Annotated in this window: 9 protein-coding genes; all 9 read right to left on the bottom strand. The window is 40.6% G+C overall.

The features are described 5' to 3' along the window. Positions 1-26: 26 nt before the first annotated feature. Positions 27-800: an NUDIX domain-containing protein gene (locus HMPREF1125_RS11120; protein ID WP_000228622.1), complete on the bottom strand. Its 774-nt coding sequence runs from the start codon at positions 798-800 to the stop codon at positions 27-29. A 1-nt stretch (position 801) separates the two neighbouring features. Beyond that, positions 802-1,581, bottom strand: a complete 780-nt coding sequence (gene pnuC / locus HMPREF1125_RS11125; protein WP_000736876.1) for a nicotinamide riboside transporter PnuC — start codon at positions 1,579-1,581, stop codon at positions 802-804. 9 nt (positions 1,582-1,590) lie between these two features. Further along, entirely contained in the window at positions 1,591-2,649 is a 1,059-nt protein-coding gene (locus HMPREF1125_RS11130) for an AAA family ATPase (protein WP_000730555.1), read from the bottom strand. A 332-nt stretch (positions 2,650-2,981) separates the two neighbouring features. After that, positions 2,982-6,239, bottom strand: a complete 3,258-nt coding sequence (locus tag HMPREF1125_RS11135) for a YSIRK signal domain/LPXTG anchor domain surface protein (protein WP_000477125.1) — start codon at positions 6,237-6,239, stop codon at positions 2,982-2,984. Between the two features lie 82 nt (positions 6,240-6,321). Continuing rightward, positions 6,322-6,849, bottom strand: coding sequence for an isoprenylcysteine carboxyl methyltransferase family protein (locus tag HMPREF1125_RS11140; protein ID WP_000230686.1), 528 nt, complete (start codon positions 6,847-6,849; stop codon positions 6,322-6,324). A 108-nt stretch (positions 6,850-6,957) separates the two neighbouring features. Continuing rightward, positions 6,958-8,298: a sensor histidine kinase BgrS gene (bgrS, locus tag HMPREF1125_RS11145; RefSeq protein WP_002883364.1), complete on the bottom strand. Its 1,341-nt coding sequence runs from the start codon at positions 8,296-8,298 to the stop codon at positions 6,958-6,960. After that, positions 8,295-8,948: a response regulator transcription factor BgrR gene (gene bgrR, locus HMPREF1125_RS11150; protein ID WP_001024191.1), complete on the bottom strand. Its 654-nt coding sequence runs from the start codon at positions 8,946-8,948 to the stop codon at positions 8,295-8,297. Before bgrR ends, bgrS begins: the two co-directional genes overlap by 4 nt. Before the next feature lie 256 nt (positions 8,949-9,204). Then, a complete protein-coding gene (locus HMPREF1125_RS11155) occupies positions 9,205-11,637 on the bottom strand; it encodes an ATP-dependent Clp protease ATP-binding subunit (RefSeq protein ID WP_001109657.1) in 2,433 nt (810 codons plus the stop codon). Position 11,638: 1 nt separating this feature from the next. Then, entirely contained in the window at positions 11,639-12,097 is a 459-nt protein-coding gene (locus HMPREF1125_RS11160) for a CtsR family transcriptional regulator (protein WP_001211285.1), read from the bottom strand. Between the last annotated feature and the right edge of the window lie 128 nt (positions 12,098-12,225).

The following is a 12,225-nucleotide window of genomic DNA, read 5'->3' on the forward strand; positions in this document are numbered from 1 at the left end:
GCGGGAACTTTGTCCCGACCTCACTTTTATTTCAATCGATAGGTTTTTCTTGGTTTCTTTTTAGGCACTCGTTTGAGCCCGACTTCTTCTACATATTCGCCGTATTTTACGAGAAAGTTATTGCTGACGATGGGCCGACCTGGGTTGATGAGATTGACCAGTTCGGTTCCTTCATAGACAGTAAACTCTTCCTCCAGCAGATAAAGGAAGGTCGGATTCCAGTCGAGACGGCCTTGAATTCGTTTGATGGATTCTTGGATAATGGCATAATGGTCAAAGGCGAAGGCTTGCTCGTCCAGCTCCACTCCCTCTAGGAAACATTTGCCTGTCTGAAAATCGACATCTACGAAAACGACATCCTTGGCATCGTCACCTGCCTGAACGAGGTCTAGGGCACGACTAGGTAGGTACACCAAGTGGGCAATGGTCACCGTCCAGCCCCGTGGATCACGACCGGGGGTCGATACGGTTATCAATTGCTCGATTTTTTCCAAAGGTAGATCGAGATTGACTTCTTCTCTCACTTCGCGCTGACAGGCATGTGCAGCATCTTCTCCCTTGTCCATAAAGCCTCCAACCAGAGCCAAACAGTTTTGATAAGGGTGGGCCTTGCGACGGATCAGTAAGAGCTTGATCTTTCCTTCGACAAAGCAGTAAGCCACCATATCTACTGTCACACTTGGTTTTTCATATTGAGGGAGTTCCTGCCTGTAGTACCAGTCTAAAAACTCCTCCTGACTGGCATGAATTTCATAATATTCTTTTTCCGTCATTCCTTCTGGAATCTTCGTGTCTACCATTTTAAGCCTCCTTTCGAACTGCCTTGGTCCATTGGTACCAACCCACTAGACTATTGAGTGTGTAAACCCAGTACATCCCTTGGATGTGGATATTTTCACCCCACCAAAGATAAATACTAAAGAGATTGGTTGCAATCCAGAAAATCCATTGCTCACGGTAGAGACGTGTCATCAAGAGCTGACCAACACCATTGGTCGCATCGGTAACACTATCACGGAAAGGGCGAGCACTATGGATACTTTGGTAAGCCAAGCCCATACCAATCCAGATAATGGCAGTCAAGGCCAAGTACTTGAGCCAGTCAAGAACAGATAATTTCTTAGCTTCAAAGTGGGATTCTTCTGGTTTTCCTTGGTCATTGATACGATTGGACAACCAAGCATAGAGACCAATCGGCTGCATGACAAAGAAGTAAACAGTCGTCAAGACTTCGCCATAAAAAGTCGCATTCATAGCCAAAATCAAGTAGATAGCAGAGTTAATGACCCCAAAGAGATAATTGCTTGCACGACCTTCTGCTACTAAGATAACACAGACAATCCCAGTCCAAGATGCAAACAAGCTCAGCCAGTCATGACTTTCTATATTTTGCGTGAATTCCAAGATCAAGGGAACACTTGACAAGGCGATGAGATACAACCACTGGAAAAGGCTACGGCCGACAAAGAGATCTTTCCAGAGCAGGCGCATGATCCCTGCAAAACCAATCTTGCGGGCTTCGGCATGGACATTTTTAAAGTTTTCGATAAATTGTGTGATTTTTTCAGTTAGTTTTTTCATAATTTTCTCCTAATCTGCTTGGTAAATGGCATCAATAGCCACTTTTGCTGCTTCATAATTTCCTAGATAATCCTCCGCTAGATAAACTAAAGGAATGGTGGTTAAATATCGCTCTCTCATCTGGTCCAAATGGTGGGAAAAACTGTAGCGAATGTGGTCTTCTGCCATGGTCATATCTCTAAATCCGTCATTGACATAAGAACCAACAGGCTGCACAAAGAGAATCAAGTCCCATTTTTCCTTAGCCAAAATCGAAACAAAGAGATTGTCAAAGGTTTCCCCTGATAAGTCCCCTTGGTCCTCAGTCTCCATGTAATAATCATAGTAGCCCTTGGTTACTAAGGAGTTGGTGTCAGCTATTACTAGGCCTCGATTGGCATTGCTATCGATTAACTTGGAGGTCTGGTCATACTGCCCCAACAGAAGATAGTAATAATCCTTTGGAGTCAATTCATCGTCGCGAACGTTATTTTTAATCTGGTACTCACGCGCGTATTCCAGACTAACAGGCGCATCGTAATACCTTGCCAAATCCTTGGCCAGAGTGGTCTTCCCATTGCTGGCACTCCCCATAATCAACACTTTCTTTGTAAACTGACGACGGAAGGGCTGAGCGATGTATTTCCAATATTTGCTTGGATTTTCTCGAATCATAGTCGATGAGATACCAAACTTTCTTTCTTGCAAGACAGTGCCAAATCCACGTTTAGATAGCTCTTGCTGGTAGTCTGCTTCTCCTACAAAGAAGATCAGCTCTTGCTGGTTTTCATCGTAGGAAATCTCCGCTAACATCTGGTCCAACCACTCCTGCCAGCCCATAGGGTAACGGGGAAGGTTGGTCTCATCCAGCTTACAGACAGAGGTCAACTCATCGTCACGAAAAGCTTCTCGGATATAGCGAAATCGTTTTTGAAGAGTTAAGCCTATCTGCTCCCCTCGGTCTCCCTCATAGCCTGAAACGACTACCCAGACCTGATCACACTGGCGCTTCGCTCTCTGGATAAGGTCGATATGCCCTTGATGGAGAGGGGCAAAGGTTCCAAATATCACTGCTGTTTTCTTTTTCATAAACGTTTTACCTTTTTATAATTTTTAATATTTTTATTTTCTGTGTTTTTATTATATACTATATTTTTATTTTGTCAATATATTTTTATTATTTTTTATAAAAAGGTGGCAAAAAAGAGAAGGCCATCTTTATACTGCCCCTCAAAAGTTGAACATAAAAACTCTAACTTTTGTGGTTCACTAGCCTTCTCTTTTTATATCTTAGATTCATCTCTATATGAAATGACTTATCATTATTAGATACCAATTATAAGTAAAATCTTTGGGATCTTCAATGGTTAACCAATCAAATGCTAAATATCGAAAGTGGATATTTTTAAAAAACTGAATCATTATTTTCTTCTTTTCATCGCGATGAATGAAGTTCCAATCAAACCAAGGAGACCAATGATCTCAAGAACTAGATTAGACGCCACTCCTGTAGATGGCAATTTCTTCTCAGTTGCTGATGTAGGATTCCCTTTTGCCACTGTTTCATTTCCAGTAGCCAGTGGTTTATGATTAACTTCTTTATTCTGGAATTTTCCAGTTTGGCTCTCTCCTATCTGTGTTTGACTATCTTGGATAGACGGTTTAGTCTGCTTAGGTGTGGTGACATTTTGATTCTTAGAAAGTGTCTTAATCGCAAACAAACTGAAGTGGTTCGTTTTAAAAACAACTTGCCCATTTTCAACTTTAGAAGGAATACGCTCAAGGTCGCCATTTTCCTTTACGTGATAGACCTGAACATCCGAACCAGTCTGCCCAAGCGCGAGCCGAACAGTTCGTTCTCCATTGACATGAGTTTCCTTGCCTCCTTTAGAAAGAGATAAGTCAAACACACGAACTGTTCCTCCTCCTGTTTTACGAGCAATTTTATCAGCCAATTCTTTCGTCGTTACTTCCTTGAGATGTAACTTATCAGCATCTGTAGGTTTATCAAATATTACTGAAACTTTCGTCTTGCCATCTGCTGCTGTAAAGATTTTATGTGTCTTTGGTAGTGCCGGTGTGTGTGGTTTCTTACCCTCTGGTTGAGGGCTTGGTTGCATACCCGGTTTTGGAGCAGATGGCTTCTGATTTTCAGTACTGGGTTGTGGCGGCGTGTGTGGTTTCTTGCCTTCTGGTTGAGGACTTGGTTGCATACCTGGTTTTGGAGTAGATGGCTTCTGATTTTCAGCACCGGGTTGTGCCGGCGTGTGTGGTTTCTTGCCTTCTGGTTGAGGACTTGGTTGCAAATCTGGTTTTGGAGCAGATGGCTTTTTATCCTCAGTACTGGGTTGTGCCGGCGTGTGTGGTTTCTTGCCTTCTGGTTGAGGACTTGGTTGCATATCTGGTTTTGGAATTTCTTTCTTATCTTCTTTCTTTGGCACTAAGTTGGCCTTCGCCACCTTCAATTCAGATAAGCTCTTCTGAAGCTCTCCTATCTGAGTATCTAGCTGCTTTTCTGTAATATTTACTTGTTCTAGAAGCTCTTTCCCTTGTTTAATGATTTCGCTTGCGCGATTTCTGACCTTTTCATAAGCAGAACCAGCTTCTCCTGTTAACTTAGCTCCATCTGGAACTGTCTTCATTTCTTCTTCAAGCTGACTGATAGCCTTCTGAAGTTCCACAATCTGCTGAATCTTATTAAAGGATGGAAGAAATTCACTCTTAAAGTAATCCGCTAGATATTTCCCTTCTAAGGTAGCATAATTCTTATTCCACGTTTGCTTAATGCCTGATTCAAATTCTTTTTCTAGACTAGGAATTTTTGCGTATTTTTCTCGATACAGAGCGACTTGTCTTGTCATCTTTTCGATTTGTGCATGGATTTGATAATAGATAAAGTCATCTATAAACGTTTGGAGAGTTTTGGCAGTGTATGAACCTTTTTCTAACTGCTCTCTAAATGCTTTTATTTTATCAGGAGCAATCTTTTTAGAATCCTCCCAAATATCTTTTTTCTGCACCTTATAATCACTGTTATTTTCTGGTAACTCTGGATAGTTATTCACTTCAGCCAAAGCTTGCTCTAGTTTTTTTAGCTCTTCCTTAGCCTTATTCTTCAAAGATTCTATCTCTTTCGTTTCTTCAGTCGGTGTCTGAGATTTCCCATCTTTAGTTGGAGGAATATGACCTTCCATATCAGGCTTTCTTTGAGGCTCAGTTGGTTTCGTTAACCCTTTTTTGAATTCCTCCACAGTAGCATTTAGCTCTGACTTCGCTGTTTCTAGAATCCGATTTAGTTCCTCTTTTGTTTGAGCTTTAGAAAGCTCTGATCTATATTTATTTACAATTCCTAAGGCATTTTTAATTAATTCATCAAATTTAGACTCATACTCAGATTTCAGATCTTTTTTAGTTCTATCCAACAGCTCACTCATGTGATTAGAAAGCGATAGATTAGCTTCTGAAATTTGTTTAGCTAAATCTTGCTGATCAGTCTCCTTAGCACTTCGTTTGTCTCTCGGTTTCGTTGTCTCTTTATTGCCATTAGATGACTTGAGTTTTGCAATCTCATCAAGAAGACTGTGTTTAGCCTTCAGCACCTCTTCATTTTTCGCGGCCTGATCGAGTTGCTGAAGCGCCTTTTTTTCCAACTCGCGTAACTGTTTGATTGTGGCATCCTCGTTTGCTTCTTCTTTGTTTAGTTTTTTCTCCTTTATGTTTTCGTCCACTTGTTGATTGACGTAGTTTTGAATTTCTTTTTCAACGTAAGCTTTGTAAGATTTGAATAACTTACCTAGATCAGCAATAACTTCTTGTTTAATCGTTTGGAGTGATTTATCCGACTCGTTCTTAAAATCATTTACAATTCGCTCTTTGATTTTATTGATTTCGCCTACTAAAGAACTTTTATCTTCTTCGGTGATACCTTTTGTAGTTGCCATATCGCTAATCAATTTCTTTTGATGGTCGAGTTCTTCATTGATTTTTTTGAAAGTATCTTCCAGCTCTCTATAACTATTCTCCAAAGTTTCTAGGTTATCACGGTCATCTTCTCCCTCAATCTCTTTTATCAAGGAATCTTTCCGCTCAGTTGGTAGGGTACCTTTTCTGATTTCTTCTTTTAAACGTTTTTGAATTTCAGCGGCTGCACCTGTGTTCTCTTTTGTAGAAGTATCGTGAGACTGTTCCGAGCTCTCCTTAGTCGGAGGAACTACCTTGTTTTCATCTTTCGATTGATTTTCTTTTTCCTTCCTTTCTTGTTCCATATGCTGCTTCTCATGGTGTTTTAGTAAGTCTAGGTGAAAATCATTATCTATCGAAAGCAAGCTTTCTGTATCATTCGCCTGTTCGATTTTCTGCTGATATGCTGCTTTTTTATCTGTAGGAAGGTCACTTTCCGCTAGCTCTTTTATTAATTTTTCTTTTGCATCTTTCAAAGTTTCTCTAGCTGGTTCTATTTTTTTATTATTTTCAGAAGAAGTTTCTTTGTTTTCTCCTGTCTTATCCTTAGATGAAGTTTGCTCAGTGACCTTGGCACTATTTGTAGGTGTACTAGAGCTCATCTCACCAGCATGAGCAACACTCCCCATAAAGAAGCTAGCTACTAGTACACTAGCTACTCCTACACTAAATTTACGAATGGAATAGCGCATTCTTCGTTCATGATTTGATTTAAACATATCTGTATCCTCCATAATTTTAATTAACTACAGTATATCCTGCTAATATGAATTGTATGTGAAATTTGCTATATTATTTTTGCTATCCTTTCATTCTTCCGTTAGGAATGATAACTTCTTGCAGTAATTTCTCTTCTTCTGCTATTCTTTGATAAAGAATAACCGCATAGACAGGAAAAATAAAGATAAAAGTTACGTAAGCATGACTCACCAAAGCTAAACCAACTAGCTCAGGAAGAATATTTAAAAAGTAATTGGGATGTTTCACAATTCGAAAGAGAGGATGATCTACAAATTTGTGATTATTAACAAGCATTAGCTTTACTGTCCAAATATCTCCCAACAAGTGAATCACCAACATCAACATCAGCATAGAAAAAATAAGCAAGACTAAACCAACCATGCTTATGCCATCAAAATTTGTCTTGTGCACCATTGCTTCAACGAAGCAGGAGAGATAAAAAACAATATGAGCCATCGTTAATCGTTTTGTATTCTCAACTCCAAATTCTTTCCCGCCCTTGCTAAGGATTCGTTTTTCATTATCCATCGAACGTTTTAAAAAAATCAATCGAACGAGGAAGGTTACTAAAATAATCGCAAATACCATACCAGTATCCTTTCTTTTTTATATATTTAAAATAATATTCTCATGTTAAACCTATGTGAACTTTAACAAAAAAGAACGGAGAGATTTCCGTTCTTTTGCTTTATACAACTAATCTGCTTGCAAGCAAATTTTAAATTCCATTCCTTGTTCATAAGGGAGAAAACTATAGGACATTTGATAACTTTCTAGGATGTTATTCACGATATAGAGTCCTAAACCAGACCCTTCAGACTTGTCTGTGACAACTTGAGAGTGGTAAAAAATATCAAACAAATGATTCAACTCTTCTTGATTAAGAGGTTGGCAGGTATTTTTGATAGAAAGATAGCCATCTTGCTCGGATATGATTACGCGCCCATTTTTATCTGAATATTTAATTGCATTACTAATCAGGTTTGTCAAAACCTTATCCAATGCCTTGAGACTCATGACGACCCTGGTAGCATCTGTCAATTGATTTTCAATTTCTATTCCTCTTGAGCGTGCTAATTCCTGATAGCGAGATAAAACATCCGTCAAAATAGTCTGGACTATCAAGGTCTTGCTACACTCTGTCCACTCTTGGAACTTAGAGGACTCCAAAACTTCTTCGAGCAAGTGGCTCATTTGATCAATTTGATCAATACTCTTTGCTATATACTTAGGGTGGTCTTTATAATCCCCAATATTGTACTGCATATTCTCTAGAATAATTCGAAGACTGGCTAAAGGGGTTTTCAACTCATGTGACGCTCCACGAACAAAAGAAACTTTCTGCTTTTGCAACCTGATAATCCGTTCATTTCTTCTCTCAGATTCATCAATGACTGTCAGCAAGTTTTCATACACATCATTGATTTGCTTTCCAACTTCCCCAACTTCATCCTTTCGCGTTTCATCAAAGCGAATATCATGATCCAACTCCTGCATCTTACCTGTAACTTTTGAGATATAAAAGAGAGGCTCCAATAAACGTTTCGTATAGAAGTAGGAAAAGAGAAAAGCAAATACAAGCGTTGCTAGAAAGGTATAAGGGAGATAGAGAAGCATAATCCGTGTTGCCTCTTTATAAATATCCACACCTTGAATAAATTGAATGGTTACCTTTTTACCATCAGCTGTCGCAATCTGACGGTCAATCGTTACGATATAGTTAGTGGGACTGCCTTCCTTTATTTCCAAGTCGTGCACAAGGGAAATTCTCTTATCCAGTACGTCATCTTTCAAATGGGCAGAGATGCGAAGAGATTTCGAATAGGACTCCAGCAAACTAGGCAGTTCATGAAAATTTTTGCCTTCTAAGTACTTGCTCATAATAGTCGCACTCTCATTAAACTTCTCACCCTCTTGCTGAATGTAATAAAAAGGAAAGGTCAGATAGATGGCAATGTGGATGACCAAAGCGATTGCACCTAAAAGCGAAAAACTTCTTAAAAATGATTTGGTTAATAATTTAGGGTTTTTTATCATAAACTAATTTTATATCCGGCATTTTTCACTGTTACAATACAATCCAGATCCAACTTCTTACGAAGATTTCGAATGTAAACATCAACTACTCTATCAAGAGGCAAATCTGCAAAATCATTTGAGATAGACTCGAGTATCTGCTCTCTACTCAAGACCTGGTTCTTATGTTGGATTAAACATTTTAAAACCAACAATTCTTTCGGCTTAATTGCAACCTCCTCGTTCTTGACTCGAGCTTGGTAGGATGTAAAATCCACTGTCACATCTTGATAATGCCAAATATCCTCCACAACATAGTAACGCCTAAGCAGGGCTTGAATCCGTTTGACCAATAGCGCCAGTGAAAATGGTTTCGTCACATGATCATCAGCATAAAGGTCAAATACCTGCATCTGAGTTTCCTCATCTCCGAGCGCACTTAAGACGATTACAGGAATATCATGATTTCCATTAATTTCTTTTAACACCTCAAATCCACTCCGCTTCGGTAACATCAGATCCAAGACCATCAGATGAATAGGGAACTCATGAAATTTCTCCAAAGCTTCCTGTCCATCCTTTGCTAGAATAACATGATAGCCTTCTTCTCTCAAAAAAGCAGCTACTCCCTCTCTAATCATATCCTCATCATCTACAACCAAAATGTTCATCTATTTCCCTTCTTAACCTATCTAAAATTCACTCTTTGGCTAGGTTTACGTTATTTTCATTTCATACGCAAAAAAAGAAGCAGGGCTCTATTGAAATGGTGGAAATTTCAGGAAACTCTGCTCTTTTTCATTCTATACAAATCTTAATATCTATCTATTCTTATTATAACCAATATTTACATATTGTCAACTTATTTCCTTTGGTTTTATAAAAATAAATACAAAAAGAATCAGGACAACTCCTGATTCTCCATTTTTAAGCAATATCAAATTTTAATTGACCAGCTTTTACACCGATTTTGAGGGTCTTGCCTGCTACCAGTTCTCCCTTGAGGAGGAGCTCAGCTAGCTTGTCTTCCACCTCTGTTTGCAGTGTTCTGCGAAGTGGGCGAGCTCCCATTTCTGGATTATATCCTTGACTTGCTAGTAACTTCAACGCTGAAGCTTGCAGTTTCAAGTCGATGCCTTTCTCTGCTAGGCTAGCAATCAATGGTTTCACCATGATCTTAACGATTTCCTGCATGTGTTCGCTATCCAAGCTATGGAAGACCACCTTTTCATCAATACGGTTGATAAACTCTGGTCGATAAGCTTTTTTCAACTCTTCAAAGATTCGTTTTTCCATATTTTCCTGATCAAAACGAATGTCCTTGGCCCCAAAGCCAACTGTCTTGTCGTCACGAAGAGCTGTCGCACCAAGGTTTGACGTCATGATAATAATGGTATTTGAAAAATCAACCTTGCGCCCCTTGCTATCTGTCAAGACACCGTCGTCCAGAACCTGTAAGAGGACATTAAAGATGTCTGGGTGGGCCTTTTCTACCTCGTCAAAGAGGAGAACGGAGTATGGTTTGTTGCGAACCTTCTCGGTCAACTCCCCACCTTCTTCGTAGCCCACATAGCCCGGAGGAGCTCCGTTGAGACGGCTGGCTGCGAATTTCTCCATATACTCACTCATATCAAAACGGATAAGGGCTGATTCGTCGTCAAAGAGAACTTCTGCCAAAGCCTTTGCCAATTCGGTCTTCCCGACACCCGTCGGCCCTAGGAACATAAAGGAACCAATCGGACGCTTGTGACTGCGAATACCTGACTGGTTGCGGCGAATGGCACGGCTAATACTTGAAACAGCTTGATCTTGACCGATGACGCGTTTATGTAGTTCTGCTTCGAGGTTAAGGTATTTCTTAGCATCTGTTTGCGTCAGCTTTTGGACTGGGATACCTGACAAGCGGCTCAAGGTGGTCAAAATATCAGATTCTGTCACCAAGTCTTTATAGACAGGGACTTCCTGCTCTTTTGCGATTAGCTGGCCTGCTTGTTTCCACTTACCATCCATCAAGGCCTTGTCAGCTGGACTCAAGTCGGATTCGTCCATTCTCACATGCTTGGATTTGTTTTGCACAGTTGCTGCCGCTTCATCCAAGAGGTCGATAGCAGAGTCTGGCAAGTGACGACTAGTCAAGTAACGATGGGCCATCTTAACAGCCGTTTCGACAGCTTCATCTGTGATTTGCACACGGTGGTGTTTCTCATAGGTAGCCTTCAAACCTTGCAAAATGGTCATACTGTCAGCTAAACTTGGCTCTTCAATGGTCACTTTGGCAAAACGACGAGAAAGGGCAGCATCCTTTTCGATGTGTTTTTGGTATTCTTCCTGAGTGGTTGCACCAACCGTTCTCAACGTTCCACGTGCCAAGGCTGGCTTCAAGATATTGGCCGCATCTAGAGTCGAGTCAATACCGCTACCAGAACCCATGATGGTGTGGAGTTCATCGATAAAGAGGATCACTTTGCCATCTTCCTCGATATCCTTGATGATATTGTTCATGCGCTCTTCAAAATCTCCACGGAAACGTGTTCCCGCAACAACATTCATCAAATCAAGCTCTAGAACACGCATCTTTGCCATTTCCGCAGGTACATCCCCACTAGCAATACGCTGGGCAAGTCCAAGTGCCAGAGCTGTTTTCCCGACACCCGCATCACCAACCAAGACCGGATTGTTCTTGGTTTTACGGCTCAAGATTTGAATCATACGTGCGATTTCCTTGTCACGACCAATAACTGGTTCTAACTTGCCAGAACGCGCTTGCTCCGTCAGGTCATGCGTGTAGTCCTCTAGACCACCACTTTGAGCTTGAGGCATGCCCATCATATTGGCCATAGAATTTTGCTTGTCAGTTACTGTGCGATGGCGTTGACGCAAAGCCTTAAGGTCTTCTCTTGTCCAACCTGCACGTTCCTCTAAATTGCGACGAAGAGCAGCAATTCTGACCTGATCTTTCTGGTCTTCATAAGAAAATCCTGCTCTCTCCAAAATGCGAGTTGCCAAGGCATTGCCATCATGCAAAATCGCATAGAGGACATGCTCTGTCCCTAGCACCTTAGCATGGACCACTGAGGCCACATACTCTGCTTCTGCAAAAAGAACCTCCAAACGATGGGAAAAGGGCAATTCCGCAAAGGTTTCGTCTTGGCTATAGTCCGTTTCAGTCAGTTCCAAAGCGACCTCTTCTAAACGATCCATTTCATAAGGATAATCATTTAGAGTCGCACCTGCCACACTGTAACTGTGATTAGACATGGCAATCAATAAATGCCAAGACTCTAGATATCGAGCTCCAAAATGGCCCGCAACCATGTAGGCACTTTCGATACATTCATTCAATGCTTTTGAATAGTTCATCTTACTTCTCTTTTCTATCTACCTCTTGTAATAGCTGTCGGAGCATATTGGCACGGACAACTGAGGATTCTTCCCCTAGGACACGATCCGTTGCTACAGAAGTCAGCAAGGTCATCTCCTGCTTGGTCATCAAGTCCTGCTCAACCAAAAGCTGGAGAATATCCTCATAAATCTCCTGACTAACTCGCTCACCAATCGAGTAAAGCAAATCGCGGAGCATCTCATGATGACTGGAAAATTCAATCCGTCCTATACGAATATAGCCTCCGCCACCACGCTTGCTCTCAACCAAGTAACCTCTACTTTCCGTAAAGCGGGTCTTGATTACATAGTTGATCTGACTCGGCACAACCTGAAAGGTATCCGCCAACTGACTCCGCTGCAATTCCACGATACCAGTTTGGTCTAAAATCGCCTTGATATAGGCTTCGATATGATCTGATGTATTTTTAAATCTCATAGTAAATCAAACTCCTTCTTTGAACCTTGACTATCTTTGACTATACTATCATTTAACACTCTATAAGTCAAATTTTTAGAGCTCAACCCTTGGAAATACTGACTTTCTTCAAAAACAATTAGGCATTA

This window comes from Streptococcus oralis SK304 (assembly GCF_000287715.1).
Taxonomy (GTDB): domain Bacteria; phylum Bacillota; class Bacilli; order Lactobacillales; family Streptococcaceae; genus Streptococcus; species Streptococcus oralis_Y.